This is a genomic window from Staphylococcus taiwanensis, assembly GCA_020544305.1.
Taxonomy (GTDB): Bacteria; Bacillota; Bacilli; order Staphylococcales; family Staphylococcaceae; genus Staphylococcus; species Staphylococcus taiwanensis.
Genome location: CP058667.1, coordinates 1,491,681 through 1,506,411 on the forward strand (window position 1 = coordinate 1,491,681; position 14,731 = coordinate 1,506,411).

The following is a 14,731-nucleotide window of genomic DNA, read 5'->3' on the forward strand; positions in this document are numbered from 1 at the left end:
GAACGATTTCTGAGCATTTGTAATCGTTTATTCATATCATTATACATAACTCACATATTATTATTGATTGAAATTCACAATTTAATGTTCATAAACTTTAGCTATTAAACTATTTTAGTTTATTTAATTTTTAGCAGTTAATATTTAAATACATGAAAACTTAAGAAATTTATTTCCGTATTTGTATTAACATTAACATGTAGTTATTATCTTTAGACTACTAATGCTTATTATTTGGGTGTTGATTTATATGTTGCTATTACAGTGACTATTTAATCATTTTATATATAAATCAGTACTACCCATTAGTATAAATCGTAATGTTTTCGTTTTCAGGAGATGCATACTTTTATAATCCTCAAATCAAATGATATTTGCTAAGACTTAATTTTTAATACATTTTAAAAAATAAAATATAAATTTGTTTTGGAATATTATTGCTAAAAACACGACTTATGGTAATATTAAATTGTAGGGAGCAACATGTTTTAACATCTTAGAATAATACCTACACTATATTGTAACTTGTCTCTATCACTCGTTACGATTATAAGGCGTGCTACATAAATCTTATTAATATAATTTGATATGGTAGCTTCGCCTGGCGATAATTGTGTAAATTAAATGCTCATTATATATGCTTTAACTTCATATATTATTGCCAAAAATTAACAAAGGTTGAGACAAGATAAATTGTCTCAACCTTTGTTAATATTAATTTATTGTTTTTTTACCTTCTTGCGAATGCTATTAAGTGTATTAAATAACCAGTATTTCAATTTGTTTATTGGTTTATAAAAATCTCCAATTAATTCCTCAATATAAACATTAAAACCTCGTTTAAAGCGATAAACACCATAATCTTCACTATCTTCAGTAAAATCACCAGATAAACCATAGAAATTATAGCGATCATAGCCATGTTCAAAGCAATAGTTCATCATATGCCAGTGCATCATATATGGTCCCATATAATTATTGTATTTTGCTGATGAACCTCCAGAGAAATAATTCACTTCATATGAATTCGCAAAGAAAATTCCAGATGCTAGATTTAAAATTGAGCCATCTGTTTGACGCAATTCACTAGCTTGTAAGAGTTCTTTTTTATCATGATCAATCTGCTTATCTAATTCGGCAATTTTTTTAAGTTGTTTGTCACTTTTGTTTTCTTTTGCCATCATTTGATCACGACGACTCTCTTTATCATTTAAAGCATCTTGCAATGATTTTATGTATTCATCTAAATCAATATATGCAAGTGGAACAAGCGCTTTATCTCCATAAGTATCGTAGAAATTATAGAAGTACTCGTCAGTTTTAGATACAAACCCTGTACGCGCTTCTGTTTCACGGTACAAATCTAAGAATAAGTGTAATTCGTCTCTTCCAAGAAATCTAACTTTTACTCCGTAGTTTATCGCTTTATTAATATTTCGTTTACGTTGACTATCGAATTGTTTTTTTAATGAATCAGGTGTTTCCCCTTTGAGATAACTAACACCCATCCATCTCGCTTGACTTGAAGCATCATATTTTGTAGTGAACCCATGATGATCGTAACCATGCGATTTAAATAAGTTTACAACTGCATCATTTTTTTCTCGACCTTCAAGTGGATTAATGTCTTTGTCATAAATTTGATAAATCCAATATGGATCAATTTTGACATATAAACATTGATGTTGATGTAAGTATTTTTCTAATTCACGTAAGTAAAAATCTACGAGCCCTAGATCAGAATAATCCATTACGGGACCACGATTTGAATAATATACATAACTTCCCATTGTCGGTATTTTAGAAAAAAGACTGGCAGCTATGACTTTATTACTTTCATCTTTAACACCCAATAGCACAACTTCAAAGCCATCATTTTCACGAGTTTGGATGTTTTCTTTTACTTGGAAGTAATGACTTTCTAATGATGGATTTTGTACAAAGTTTTCAAATTCTTTTACTGTTAACTCTGTAAATTTCATATTGGTCTATTCCCCTCTAATTAAATTTATTTTTTTAGCTTCTTAAGTGTTTTATAAACTGAATACATAGGCTTGTTAATAGGTTTCACAAAGTCTCCGACATATTCAATTACATCTGCATTGAAACCTTTTTTAAATTTAATAACACCAACATCTTCAGCGTCATCACTAAAATCACCACTAATGCCGTAGAAATTATATCTATCAATGCCATGATCAATTGCATAATTGATCATCGTCCATTGAACAGCATAGCTTCCAGCAAAATGTCTAAATTCATTTGATGTACCACCAGCATAATAAACGACTTCAAATGGGTTAATAAAGAAGAAACCTGCTGAAATAGGTAATTCGTTACCATGTTCATTTTGTAATTTAGTTGCTTCATCCATTTTCTGTTGATTTGCTGCTAATTGATTTTCAAGATTTTCTTTTTTATTAAGAGATTTTTTATTATCGGGTCTCTTTTCAATATCTTTAATAGCTTTATTTAAATCTTTATTTAGAGTGTCGCGTTCATTTTGAAGTTCTTCAATATATTCATCAAATTTCATATAAGCTAAAGGAACTAATACGCGATCTTTGAAGTGTTTATAACGATCATAATAAAAACTATCATCTCTATCTTGAAACTCTTTTGTTTCAGTTGTATCTTGCATAAATGATCTAAATATTGGTAATTCCTCTTCTGTTAAGAACTTAACTTTAACACCATTTTTTTGAACTTTTTTAGTGTTTCTTTTACGTAAACTGTCCATGCCATTTAAGATATCTTTAGATGTTTTCCCTTTTAAATCCAAGACAGAATGAAATCTGATTTGCTTAATCGGATCAAAACCAGTAGTAAATCCTTCATGCTCGAAACCAAGTTGTTTCATCTTATCAAAGAACCAATCATTTCCAGCATTACCAGTAATTTCACCATCATGATTTAAGTATTGATAAGGTAAATAAGGATCTACTCGAAGGTATAAACAATTATGTTGTTTTAAATATTTAGTCATTTCATTAAAGAAAAAGTGAACAAGTTCTTTATTATCATAATCAATTACAGGTCCACGATTTGAGTAAAAATATTTAAAAAATTTCATTACAGGCACTGCTGTAAGCATACATGCAGCTATAACTTCATTTTCTTTATTTTTTATACCAACTAAATGAGTTTCTGTTTTATTAGCAACCTTCATTTCATAACTTTCAGTCATTTGTGTAAAATGACTATAAGGCATTTTATCAGTAAAAGCACCGAACTCTGTAGCTGTTAAATTTGTAAACTTCATCATTTATAACTCCTAATTTAAAGAATCTATATCTCGATTTTTGCTCACCATATATATTAAAGTTTTAAAATATATCTTTAATAAAAATTTATATATATCTAGTCATGTTAAGTATACAATAGATATGAATAAAACTAAAATACAAACCATTTATTTGATAGAATTATCCATCTTCTAAAAATATGTATTACACGCTAAACAGGAGCGAAACACAATTCTCTTTTGAATTTATTGTTCGCTCCTAAATATAACAAACAGCCTTTATATATTCTATAGCATGCTAAATATCATAACTTTTAGTAATTATTGTATTTCACCAATAAGGGAGATAAATCAAATGATTAATTATGAAGCCATTCATTTAGACCCGAATAACCGTAAAACAAATTCATTTTTAGATTATATTCATCCAGATTTTATAGAAATTGGACAATCCGGAAAGACGTTTACTCAATCTGATTTAAAATCTAATACATTGGCTATATTTGAATACGATGTAGTTGATTTTGAATGGAAATCAATTTCTAAAGATGCACGTTTGTGTATTTACACTTTAATTAATCATACTAAACAAAGTAAAAGTCGAAGAAGCTCAATTTGGCTTTGGTATGAAGGTGATTGGAAATTATATTTCCACCAAGGTACCCCCTTCTCTTAAAACTCATCTAACGTTGCTCTAATGTCTCTAATAAATTGTTCTGTTTTGTCTATATTTTCTTCATTAAAACGTCTAACTATTTCACTACCTATGACTACACCATCGGCAATATTAGCGATGTCTTTAACATGGTCGACAGTTCTAATACCAAAACCTGCTACTACTGGTACATTCGCTTTCTTTTTAATTCTTTTTAGCTTTTCTTTTAAATCCGGATGGAATGTACCATTTTCACCTGTAGTAGCATTCATCGTCACTGTATAGATAAAGCCTTCTGCATGATTGATAATTTCATTAGTACGTTCATCACTTGTAGTCATTGCAACAAGTGAAATCAGTTTCACATTGATATTAGCTATTTTGACTTTTAACTTTTCTGCTAATTCATATGGTAAATCTGGAATTATCACACCATAAACGCCTGCATTTTCACATTCTTTGAAAAATGCTTTTTCTCCATAAGATACTATAATATTATAATATGTCATCAATACATATTGACATTGTAATTCATGTTGGTGCGTTGTTAATGCTTTGAAAATATAGTCAATGGTTACCCCCTCTTTAATTGCTTTATTTCCTGCTTCCATTATAATCGGGCCATCAGCAACTGGATCAGAAAATGGCACGCCAATCTCTACAATATTGGCCCCACACTTATCTAATAATTTTACATTTTTAATAAATTGCTTATTTCCCATAACATAAGGCACAAATAATTTAGTCATTCGTTTCACCTCTCTGTTGCATATATTGTTGAATTGTTTCCATATCTTTGTCTCCTCTACCGGAAATCGTTACTACTATAATTTCATTCTGTTTCATAGTTGGCGCTAACTTTTCTACATAACTAAGCGCATGTGCACTTTCAATTGCGGGTATAATACCTTCAATTTTGCTGAAGCGGATGAGTGCTTCCATAGCTTCAATATCATTTGCATTCTCATATTGAACACGTCCGATATCATGATAATATGAATGTTCAGGACCAATCCCTGGATAATCTAATCCTGCCGAAATAGAGTGTGCTAACTCTACTTGCCCATGGTCATCTTGTATAAGGTACATTTTTGAACCATGAAGTACGCCTGGTTTTCCTTTTCCAATAGCAAGTGCATGTTTATCTGTATTCATACCTTTACCTGCTGCTTCAACGCCATATAATTTAACAGCGTCTTGAATAAATGGATAGAATGTACCAATCGCATTTGATCCACCACCTATACATGCAACGATTGCATCTGGCAATCGCCCTTCTTTTTCAACTATTTGAGATTTTATTTCTTTTCCAATTACACTTTGAAAATCTCTGACCATAGTTGGAAATGGATCTGGTCCTAAAGCAGAGCCAAGTAAATAATGTGTATCATCAACGTGACTCACCCAATATTGAAGTGCTTTGTTCACTGCATCTGAGAGTGTTCCTTGGCCATCATCTACTGCTTCTACTTTCGCACCGAGTAACTCCATGCGAAAGACGTTCAATTGTTGACGCTTAATATCTTCCCTACCCATAAAGACAACTAATTCCATATCAAAAAGTGCAGCAACTGTAGCACTTGCAACGCCATGTTGACCTGCGCCAGTTTCAGCAACTAATTTCTTTTTGCCCATGCGTTTAGCAAGTAAGGCTTGACCAATCGCATTATTAATTTTGTGTGCGCCTGTATGATTTAAGTCTTCACGTTTCAAATAGATTTTAGCACCACCAAGTTTCTCAGAGTATGCTTTCGCGTATGTTAATGGTGTTTCTCTCCCAACATATTCTTTTAAATAATATGCTATTTCATTTTGAAACGAATCATCTTGTTTTGCTTTTTCATATTCTTTTTTGAGTTCAATAATCGCTGGCATCAATGTTTCTGGGACATATTGTCCTCCGTATTCTCCAAAGAATCCTAATTCATCAACTTCAGTTTGTATGTTAGTCATTTATACTGCTCCTTTCACTTGATTAATAATCTGTATCATTTTAGATTTATCTTTATAATTATTCGTTTCAATTCCACTTGAAATGTCATAACCACTATGCGAATTGATATTTAACTTTTGAATTTTTTCAATTTTACTAGCACTTAGCCCCCCTGCAATAAGGTAAGGAATCTCTATATTGATATGACGCAATCGTTGCCAATCAAATGATTTGCCTGTGCCTCCATAATGTTCTGAAGGTGTATCAATAATAAATAAATCAACATCATTTTTATATTTGGTGAGATTCATTTTCAAACTTTCATTAGCTGGTAATGCTTTAATTATCTTAATATTCTTAAAATTCAACTTAACTTTATTTATGAATTGAGATGATTCATCACCGTGAAGTTGTATTGAATTAATCGAAGTGTATTGTATAATTTGTTGAACTTCTTGATATGATGGATTAACTAATACCGCTACTTTATCTATATGCTTAGGAACTAAACGCGATAACGCATTTAATTGATTTAGAGTTACATGCCGTTTGCTTTTAGGATAGTGAATGAAACCTATCATATCTATATTTAAATCTATGCAATTTAAAACTTCCTGTTCAGACTTAAAACCACAATATTTTAAAATCATAGTGTCACCTTTTTCAATCTTAAAGACGGAATAAAAGACTTTAAATGATTACAGTTCATGAGTGCTCCACCTACTAGTAATCCATCAATGCCACTTCCGACAATTTGCTGTACATCATCCTCAGAATGAATACCACTTTCAGATATATAGAGGTAGCCCTCTTTTTTATGTTTTAAAATTTGATTTGTATGCGCTACTTTAGTCTTAAAAGTTTTCAAATCACGATTATTTACGCCTATTATTCTAGGATTTAATTGATATGCACGAGCTAGTTCATTACTATCATGTACTTCAACTAATACTTCCATGCCTTTAGAAGTAGCATCATCGTATAATGTTTTTAATTCTGCATCGGATAATATATTAACAATCAATAGAATAATTGAAGCTCCTGCTTTTTTAGCTACATCTATTTGAAGCGGATGAATGATAAAGTCTTTACATAGTACAGGTAACTTTGTACAAACTGATAATTCTTGTAATCTTTCAAAGCTACCCCCAAAATATTTCTCATCAGTAAGAATAGATATGGCTTGTGCGCCATAACGTTCATAATCCATAACTTGTTGTATTAAATTACGATCGTTGAATGCATCGACAGAAGGGCTTTTGGACTTAATCTCAGCAATTAAACTTAAAGTGTTATTGTATTTTAGAGCGTTTTCTAATGTTGGTTTATCAGAGAAACTTATCTTTTTTAACGAATTCAATTTGTCGTTATAATAGCCATTTTTTAACAGTTCTTTCTTATAAATTACAATTTCATCAAGTATGGTCATATGGAATGCCTCCCATCAACAAATATTGTTTCATTGCGCTGCCAGTATCAATTAAATCTTGAGCATACTTTATACCATTCTCAATTGTCTCTACTTTTTCAGCAATATATAAACCAAGTGCAGCATTTAAAACTACTACGTCTCGTTTACAAGATCGGTCTCGCCCACTCAATATATCAAGCGTTATGTGTCGGTTTTTGCGAGCATTACCACCTTGTAACGCGCTATTATCAGTCTGTTTTAACCCAAAATCTTTAGCGTTGATATAATAGTGTTCAATTAATCCATCTTCTTTCACTTCATAAATTTCATTGTCTCCAGATAATGTAGCTTCATCCATACCATTTGCCCCGTGCAACACTATCGCTCTACGTCGACCTAAATCTCGTAGTGTTTGTGCTATCATTTTTAATTTACTATCATCATAAACTCCCATTACTTGGTATGTTAATTTGTACGGATTAATTAATGGGCCCATAATATTGAATATGGTTGGCGTTTTAATCATTTTTCTGACAGGTTGAATATATTTCATAATAGGATATGCTTGCATCGCACTTATAAATGCCAATCCTTTTTCCTTTACTTGAAAAGGCACATCCCTAACAAGTGTGGTTTCTATACCGAGTTCTTTCAGTAAGTCAGTACTTCCAGAACTTGAAGTGATACTTTTATTTCCATGTTTAATCACGGGTATACCTGCGCTTGCGACTACAAATGATACTGTAGTTGAAACATTAAAACTGTTAGATTTATCCCCTCCTGTGCCACATACACAAATACTTCCTTCATATGATGGTTGTTTAGGATACATAGATTGAATCAAACTATTCACAATATAAGTTAATTCTTTTTGTTTTATCTCTTTATTAGTAAAATGTTGCAATACATTTACTTTTTCGTCGATTTTCACTTTAGGATTAATTAGAAATTCTATAAATGCTGTTGCGTCACTTTGATTAATCATTTTATTATCAAATAATTGTTGTACTCGTTCCATCTAGGGTGCTCCTTTCCTTCACGATGCTAATAAAATTATTAATAATTTGTTGTCCATATTCGGTGGCAAATGATTCTGGATGGTATTGAATCCCATAATGCAAATGACATTTATCTTCAAAAGATTGAATCGAATCCTCAGTTCTTCCAGTAATTAACAAGTTATTAGGTAACGTTGATTCATCACTTATGTGCGAATGATACCTCATTACTTTAAAATGATGTGGTAATCCTTTATATAATTGTGTTTTACGCGTAACAACTGTTGTATCAACTTTACCATGCATTACCTTTTTCCCTTGAACTACGTGACCACCGTAGTAACAAGTTAGTGCTTGTGCACCCAAACATATACCTAATATAGGTAAAGTTTGATAAGTATCAATAATATTTATTAAATAATCATTATCCAAAGGATGGCCAGGACCAGGTGATATTATAAGTGCATCAATGGTTTCAAGATAAGTTAACACATCTTTTTCATCGGGATATTTAACTATTACGTCATCTATTTGACTTATCACGTCTACTAAGTTGTAGGTGAACGAATCGTAATTGTCTATGATGAGTATCATGGCGTCACCTCCAATAAACTTTTAGCTTTAATCCGTGTTTCTTCCAATTCTTTTTCAGGAACTGAATCATAAACCACACCACATCCTGCCTCAACTTGAACAGTACTATCATCAATTAACATGGTTCGTATTGCCAAAGCAAAGTCTAAATTCTGATTGCAATTGATGTAACCCACGCCACCGCTATAAATTCCTCTCTTGTAAGGATAAGCTTCATATATCCGTTGTATTGCTCTTAGTTTAGGTGCACCTGAAACGGTACCTGTTGGTAATAAGTTAGCGATGACAGACATAGGTGATAAATCTTTGCGTAACGTCCCTTTAATTTCGCTAACCATATGCATCACATGTTCATACTTTTCAATTTGCATTAATTTTGTGATTTCTGATGTACCCGTTACACATACTCTATGAATGTCATTTCTTCCTAAATCAACTAGCATGCTATGCTCACTACATTCTTTTTCATCCGTTAATAATTGCGCCGCGTTATATTCATCTTCTTGAGCAGTTATTCCTCTTCTAATCGTTCCAGCAATAGGATTTGTAAACACACTATGATTATGTACTGTCACGAAACTTTCTGGCGAACTTCCCACAATAATATGACTTTCCTTATTAAGGTAATACATATATGGGCTGGGATTTCTTCTTTTTAAATTTTGATATAATTGATAACTTAAACGATATTTTTCCTTACCAAAGTGATGTTTGTAACTATATATTCTTGAAGGGACAACTTGAAACATATCGCCTTTAGTAATCAGTGACTTCATCCTTTTTACAATTTCAATAAACGATTTGTCCGATATGTTAGTTTTTATTTCGGACCTATTTGGAGAAGCTATATAATTATCGTCAAACACTTTTATGTTACCTAAAGCTTCGACGCTTTCATCAACTCTTGCTTGCAATTGTTCCACTGTTTCTTTTGAAAATTGATTTGATGCTATAACATACAACTCATCTTTATAATGATCAAAGACATATACATCCTCTATCATGTAAAATTTAACATCAATTGTTTGATCAGTATTTTTCAAAGGCACTTTCTTTAAAATTGGAAATTCATGTCTCACTAAATCAAAACTGCAAGTTCCAATAAATCCTGAAACAAATGGTAAGCGTTTTAATTTTTCGTCCTTAATTTTTTCATTATATTGATTAATATAGTTTTTTAAATAAAGATAAGGTTCTGTAGTTATTTTCGTTTCTTTATCTTTGGTTTTAATTTTCAGATGTTCATCGTTTAACACCACTGTTCCATAATGATTTAATGCCACAATTGAATATCTCCCTTTCAATTGTTGTGGACTAGTACTTTCTAATATAATTTTTTCTTCTTGTAAGTTACCTAACACTTCAGGCGTGATATGTGCTTTTAATTTTCTATAAACTAAATCCATATGCTCTCACTTCCTCTCTTTAAAAAACGTCAGCCTCCTAATATAATAGGACGCTGACGCGCGGTACCACCTAAATTAACGAAATATTCCGAATAATACGAATATAAACATTCACTTAAATTTTATTGATTTGTTAATAGCATAAACCCAATTTCATGTTGAGTGGTGTTGATTTACATCTACCATCAACTTTCTGCCACTACCTTACTCATCACTACTCCATTTATGCCAATTTAAATTGTATATAAAAAGCACCACAGTATAACGCTAGTTCCTATAAGGACGCGTTACCGTGGTGCCACCTTAATTAACAATCATTTGTTCACTCATTAATTATTAAACTATAATTCTAGACCCAATTCGACAAATATGCAGTGCCAATTTACATCAACCATTGGCTTTCTATGTGCTACAAATCATATCGTCTACTTCATTCATAGAATTGTGTAATATTTCTTATATTTCAGTATAGTACACAAATCTAATTTATTTGTCAATAATCATTTATAGATTAATTGGTGATAAGCAATAAGCATATAATAAATCTTGAGTAGCTTTGATAGAATCTATATGTGTTCTCTCAAGCGCATGAGAAGATTCTATACCAGCACCGAATAACCCATGACGAATATCTGCTCCAGCTTTTAAAGCTGCTGATGCATCTGAACCATAATATGGATAGATATCTAGCTTATACGGTATATCATTAATCTTACATAAATTTACTAAATGAGATTTTAATTCTTTGTGATATGGACCTGATGCATCTTTAGCACAGATTGATACGGTATATTCATCTGACGATTGTCCATCACCTAATGCACCCATATCAAATGCAATATATTCAATTATTTTATCTGAAATAGAAGCATTTGCACCATAACCAATTTCCTCATTATTTGAAATATAAAATTGAGTTGTGTGTGGTAATTGAATGCTTTCTTGCTTAAGTTTCTCAAGTAATTCTAATATCATTGCAACACTCGCTTTATCATCTAAATGACGCGACTTAATAAAGCCTGAAGATGTAATCTGTGTTCTAGGTTCGAAGCTTACAAAGTCACCTACTTCAATTCCTAAATCCCTTGTTTCTTGTTCGTTTGTTGTTTTTTCATCAATACGAATTTCCATATGTTCTTCATCTCTTGGCACTTCATGATTATCTTTATACACATGAACACTTGTTTCATGTAAACAAATCGTGCCTGTATAAGTTTGACCAGATTCCGTTTGTATTTCACAATATTCACCTTCAATTGCGTGATAAGTGAAGCCACCTATCAAACTAATTGCTAGTCGCCCGTCCTCTTTTATTTCTTTTACCATTGCCCCTAGTGTATCCACATGTGCAGTAATACATCTTTGATGATGTTGATTCGCCCCTTGAACTTCTATAATTAAAGCACCTTTGTTCGTCAATTGTGTTTCATAACCTAAATTTTCAACTTTATCTTTAACATAATGGATTGCGTTGGCCGCATTACCTGATGGGCTATTAATTTCAGTTAGCTCTTGTATTGTCTTTAATACCTTTTCCGTCATGCTAATCTCCCCTTTTTAATGAGTATTTAATACTATTTTATCGCATTTACTGTGTATTCACTATGACTTCAATCATTTTACTATTGTTTAAATATAAGGACTACTTTACAATATACGTATTCTGAAAATTTTGAAACAAGGTGATGTATTATGCAACATATTTTGTTTGTAGGACTTGGTTTAATTGGAGGTAGTTTAGCTAGTAACTTAAAATTTTATAATTCTGATATAAAAATATCTGCATTCGATGCTGATAAAAGTCAACTTGATAAAGCGCTATCAATTGGAATTATTGATGCAAAAGTAGAAACATACAGTGAAGGTGTCAAAGAAGCAGATATCATTATATATGCTACACCCGTAAAACAAACTGAATCATATCTTAAAGAATTACCACAGTATAAAACACGTCCCAATTTAATTGTTACTGATACAGGTAGTACGAAATCAACTATACAACTTTTCGAAAACTATCTGCTAAAACACGATATTCATCTTGTTGGTGGTCACCCTATGGCAGGAAGTCATAAATCAGGAGTGCTAAATTCTAAAAAATATTTATTTGAAAATGCTTATTATATTTTAGTTTATAACGAGGAACAAAATGCGGAAGCTGCTAATCAATTACAAAATTTATTATCATCAACTTCAGCTAAATTCATAATAACATCTGCTCAAGAGCATGATTATGTAACAGGTATAGTGAGTCACGTGCCTCACATCATTGCATCGAGTTTAGTTCACTTAAGTGAGACAAATTCTAATGATCATGCTTTAGTTAAACATTTAGCAGCTGGTGGCTTCAGAGATATCACTCGTATTGCTAGTAGTAACGCTGATATGTGGAAAGATATCACCTTGAGTAATAAAGACAATATCTTACAACTTTTAGATATGTTACAACAACAAATAGCAACTATTTCAACTAAAATAGAAAAAAATGAGAGTAATGATATTTATTCCTTTTTTAAAAATGCTAAATCTTTTAGAGATCAATTACCCGTTAAACAACAAGGTGCACTTAGTATTGCGTATGATCTTTATGTTGATATTCCAGATAAATCGGGTATGATTAGCAAAGTTACAACCATCTTAAGTTTACATAATATTTCTATAAGTAACTTAAAAATATTGGAAGTACGTGAAGACATATTAGGTGCCTTACAAATTAGTTTTAAAACGCCACAAGATCGAGAACTTGGTATTAAAGCACTTAGTGAATTTGAAACATATATCTTATAAAAAATATCCTCCTAATTTGATGATTTATGTTTTAAAGATATTAAAACAACATTTCATCATGAATTTAGGAGGATATTTCTCTACATTTTATGACCCGCCATTAATCCTAGTCGTCCATGTTTAGTACCAGCATCAGTATAGGAAATTGCTTTTGATATAATCCCTTTACCATACTTATTTTGTAAATAATCAATTGTTTTTGCTAGTTTTTCATCTCTTCTTCTTTCATATTCGTCAATAAATAAATTAAGCTGTCGATCTTCTTCGCTAATTAATTGCGTTAATGAAACACTTAACGTTCGATATAATGCCTGTTTATCACATAATTGATTTGCGTAATAATTAATTACTTTATAAATATCGCGTTCTAAATTAGTCGCATCTGTCAATGTATATTGTTTATGAACGCCACCACCTTCTGTATAACCAAAAGAAAAATGAATCGTACGTGCTAGCTGTTTACGAGCTCTTATTCTACTCGCTACATCTTCAATTAATTCTTGCATTACAACTTTAGTTTCTTCGAAGCGATAATCTCGCATTAAAATTTGGCTTTTACAAATCGAGGGATTGGTAACATGATATTTTTCTCTGACTTTACTTTGATCTATCCCATTAGCGTGTAAATGCATATCAGTACCTAATACACCAAAGTCTCTTTTTAAATATTTATAAGGATATTGCGCTAAATCTCCGACAGTAATAATCCCTTTTTTATTTAATTTCATCTCTGTTTTTTTATTTATTCCCCAAAAATCCCTCAATGGTGATATCTGCCACATTTTATTTGGTACATCATGGTAACGCCATTCCGTAATTCCATTTGTTGTATGTTTCGCTTCAATATCCATAGCAACTTTACTCAATAACATGTTTGACCCAATACCAATCGTACAATAAATTCCAGTTTTATCTTCAATTTCTTTTTGTAACCTTTCAGCAAATGATTTAACAGTAGAATTGAAACGATGATAACTATTTGTCACATCCATAAAAAATTCGTCAATACTATATTGATGTAAATCTTCTCCTGGTACATACTTAAGTGCTATTTTAGATATTTCAATCGAAACTTCTAAATATTTTCTCATGCTTGGATTAATAATGTATATATCATTACGATGAGGGATTTCAAATAATCTTGATCCTGTTTTAATACCAATCTCTTTTAGTTTAGGCGTTGCTGCTAAAACGACAGATCCCTGTCTTTTAGTGTCTGCAACTACTGCCAACTTTGTTTCTAATGGATCCAATCCTTTTTCGATACACGATACACTGGCAAAGAAACTCTTCTGATCAATACATAATACATCTCTATCTTCCAATAAATGATAGTCATACATGTTAGATACCTCCCTTATGCAATTTTTATTATATACGAACACTTGTTCTTATTCAAGTATAATACGAACAAATGTTCCATAATTAATTTTGGAGTACTTATTAAGAAAATGCTATACTATTGATGTATTAATAAATAAAGGAGGATATATTATGCCAATCGTAAATGTAAAACTCTTAGAAGGACGTTCAGATGAGCAATTAAAAAATTTAGTTACAGAGGTAACAAATGCTGTAGAGAAAACTACTGGTGCTAATAGAGAAGCCATTCACGTTATAATCGAGGAAATGCAAAAAAATCATTATGGCGTTGCTGGTGTTAGAAAGTCTGACGACCAATAATCATACTTAAAGTTTACATAATA

14 protein-coding genes are annotated in these 14,731 nt (G+C 31.4%); 3 read left to right on the top strand and 11 right to left on the bottom strand.

Annotation, left to right across the window (positions count from 1 at the left end; all coding sequences use genetic code 11):
* Window positions 1–719: 719 nt before the first annotated feature.
* A complete protein-coding gene (locus tag HYI43_07110) occupies window positions 720–1,982 on the bottom strand; it encodes an aminoacyltransferase (protein UDI78321.1) in 1,263 nt (420 codons plus the stop codon).
* 26 nt (window positions 1,983–2,008) lie between these two features.
* Window positions 2,009–3,262: an aminoacyltransferase gene (locus HYI43_07115; GenBank protein ID UDI79283.1), complete on the bottom strand. Its 1,254-nt coding sequence runs from the start codon at window positions 3,260–3,262 to the stop codon at window positions 2,009–2,011.
* Window positions 3,263–3,599: 337 nt separating this feature from the next.
* Between HYI43_07115 and HYI43_07120 the strand changes: the two genes are divergently transcribed.
* The gene (locus tag HYI43_07120; GenBank protein UDI78322.1) at window positions 3,600–3,920 is read left to right on the top strand and encodes a hypothetical protein; all 321 of its coding nucleotides are present in this window, start codon (window positions 3,600–3,602) and stop codon (window positions 3,918–3,920) included.
* Here HYI43_07120 and HYI43_07125 read toward each other — a convergent pair.
* The 8 genes from HYI43_07125 to HYI43_07160 form a co-directional block, all read right to left on the bottom strand.
* Window positions 3,917–4,648, bottom strand: a complete 732-nt coding sequence (locus HYI43_07125) for a tryptophan synthase subunit alpha (protein ID UDI78323.1) — start codon at window positions 4,646–4,648, stop codon at window positions 3,917–3,919. The two genes, HYI43_07120 and HYI43_07125, sit on opposite strands and share 4 nt — an antisense overlap.
* Entirely contained in the window at window positions 4,641–5,852 is a 1,212-nt protein-coding gene (trpB, locus tag HYI43_07130) for a tryptophan synthase subunit beta (GenBank protein UDI78324.1), read from the bottom strand. Before trpB ends, HYI43_07125 begins: the two co-directional genes overlap by 8 nt.
* Window positions 5,853–6,482 carry a phosphoribosylanthranilate isomerase gene (locus HYI43_07135; protein ID UDI78325.1) on the bottom strand — a complete coding sequence of 210 codons (630 nt, stop codon included), beginning with the start codon at window positions 6,480–6,482 and terminating at the stop codon, window positions 5,853–5,855. It lies immediately after the preceding gene.
* Window positions 6,479–7,261 carry an indole-3-glycerol phosphate synthase TrpC gene (gene trpC, locus HYI43_07140; GenBank protein ID UDI78326.1) on the bottom strand — a complete coding sequence of 261 codons (783 nt, stop codon included), beginning with the start codon at window positions 7,259–7,261 and terminating at the stop codon, window positions 6,479–6,481. Before trpC ends, HYI43_07135 begins: the two co-directional genes overlap by 4 nt.
* On the bottom strand, window positions 7,248–8,261 hold the full coding sequence (gene trpD / locus HYI43_07145; protein UDI78327.1) for an anthranilate phosphoribosyltransferase: 1,014 nt from the start codon (window positions 8,259–8,261) through the stop codon (window positions 7,248–7,250). The genes trpC and trpD overlap by 14 nt, the downstream gene beginning before the upstream one ends.
* Window positions 8,236–8,835 carry an aminodeoxychorismate/anthranilate synthase component II gene (locus HYI43_07150; protein ID UDI78328.1) on the bottom strand — a complete coding sequence of 200 codons (600 nt, stop codon included), beginning with the start codon at window positions 8,833–8,835 and terminating at the stop codon, window positions 8,236–8,238. The genes trpD and HYI43_07150 overlap by 26 nt, the downstream gene beginning before the upstream one ends.
* Window positions 8,832–10,241, bottom strand: coding sequence for an anthranilate synthase component I (locus HYI43_07155; protein ID UDI78329.1), 1,410 nt, complete (start codon window positions 10,239–10,241; stop codon window positions 8,832–8,834). Before HYI43_07155 ends, HYI43_07150 begins: the two co-directional genes overlap by 4 nt.
* 504 nt (window positions 10,242–10,745) lie before the next feature.
* The gene (locus tag HYI43_07160) at window positions 10,746–11,783 is read right to left on the bottom strand and encodes a M42 family metallopeptidase (protein ID UDI78330.1); all 1,038 of its coding nucleotides are present in this window, start codon (window positions 11,781–11,783) and stop codon (window positions 10,746–10,748) included.
* Window positions 11,784–11,933: 150 nt separating this feature from the next.
* Here HYI43_07160 and HYI43_07165 point away from each other — a divergent pair, with 150 nt between their 5' ends.
* Window positions 11,934–13,025, top strand: coding sequence for a prephenate dehydrogenase (locus HYI43_07165; protein ID UDI78331.1), 1,092 nt, complete (start codon window positions 11,934–11,936; stop codon window positions 13,023–13,025).
* Between the two features lie 80 nt (window positions 13,026–13,105).
* Here HYI43_07165 and HYI43_07170 read toward each other — a convergent pair whose 3' ends face one another.
* Window positions 13,106–14,368, bottom strand: coding sequence for a Y-family DNA polymerase (locus tag HYI43_07170; protein UDI78332.1), 1,263 nt, complete (start codon window positions 14,366–14,368; stop codon window positions 13,106–13,108).
* A gap of 151 nt (window positions 14,369–14,519) precedes the next feature.
* Here HYI43_07170 and HYI43_07175 point away from each other — a divergent pair, with 151 nt between their 5' ends.
* Complete coding sequence (locus HYI43_07175) at window positions 14,520–14,708, top strand: 4-oxalocrotonate tautomerase (GenBank protein ID UDI78333.1); 189 nt, start codon at window positions 14,520–14,522, stop codon at window positions 14,706–14,708.
* Window positions 14,709–14,731 lie beyond the last annotated feature (23 nt).

Coding starts and splice junctions, on each gene's coding strand:
- HYI43_07110 (UDI78321.1), bottom strand. CDS start 1,982: ATGAAATTTACAGAGTTAACAGTAAAAGAATTTGAAAACTTTGTACAA.
- HYI43_07115 (UDI79283.1), bottom strand. CDS start 3,262: ATGAAGTTTACAAATTTAACAGCTACAGAGTTCGGTGCTTTTACTGAT.
- HYI43_07120 (UDI78322.1), top strand. CDS start 3,600: ATGATTAATTATGAAGCCATTCATTTAGACCCGAATAACCGTAAAACA.
- HYI43_07125 (UDI78323.1), bottom strand. CDS start 4,648: ATGACTAAATTATTTGTGCCTTATGTTATGGGAAATAAGCAATTTATT.
- trpB (UDI78324.1), bottom strand. CDS start 5,852: ATGACTAACATACAAACTGAAGTTGATGAATTAGGATTCTTTGGAGAA.
- HYI43_07135 (UDI78325.1), bottom strand. CDS start 6,482: ATGATTTTAAAATATTGTGGTTTTAAGTCTGAACAGGAAGTTTTAAAT.
- trpC (UDI78326.1), bottom strand. CDS start 7,261: ATGACCATACTTGATGAAATTGTAATTTATAAGAAAGAACTGTTAAAA.
- trpD (UDI78327.1), bottom strand. CDS start 8,261: ATGGAACGAGTACAACAATTATTTGATAATAAAATGATTAATCAAAGT.
- HYI43_07150 (UDI78328.1), bottom strand. CDS start 8,835: ATGATACTCATCATAGACAATTACGATTCGTTCACCTACAACTTAGTA.
- HYI43_07155 (UDI78329.1), bottom strand. CDS start 10,241: ATGGATTTAGTTTATAGAAAATTAAAAGCACATATCACGCCTGAAGTG.
- HYI43_07160 (UDI78330.1), bottom strand. CDS start 11,783: ATGACGGAAAAGGTATTAAAGACAATACAAGAGCTAACTGAAATTAAT.
- HYI43_07165 (UDI78331.1), top strand. CDS start 11,934: ATGCAACATATTTTGTTTGTAGGACTTGGTTTAATTGGAGGTAGTTTA.
- HYI43_07170 (UDI78332.1), bottom strand. CDS start 14,368: ATGTATGACTATCATTTATTGGAAGATAGAGATGTATTATGTATTGAT.
- HYI43_07175 (UDI78333.1), top strand. CDS start 14,520: ATGCCAATCGTAAATGTAAAACTCTTAGAAGGACGTTCAGATGAGCAA.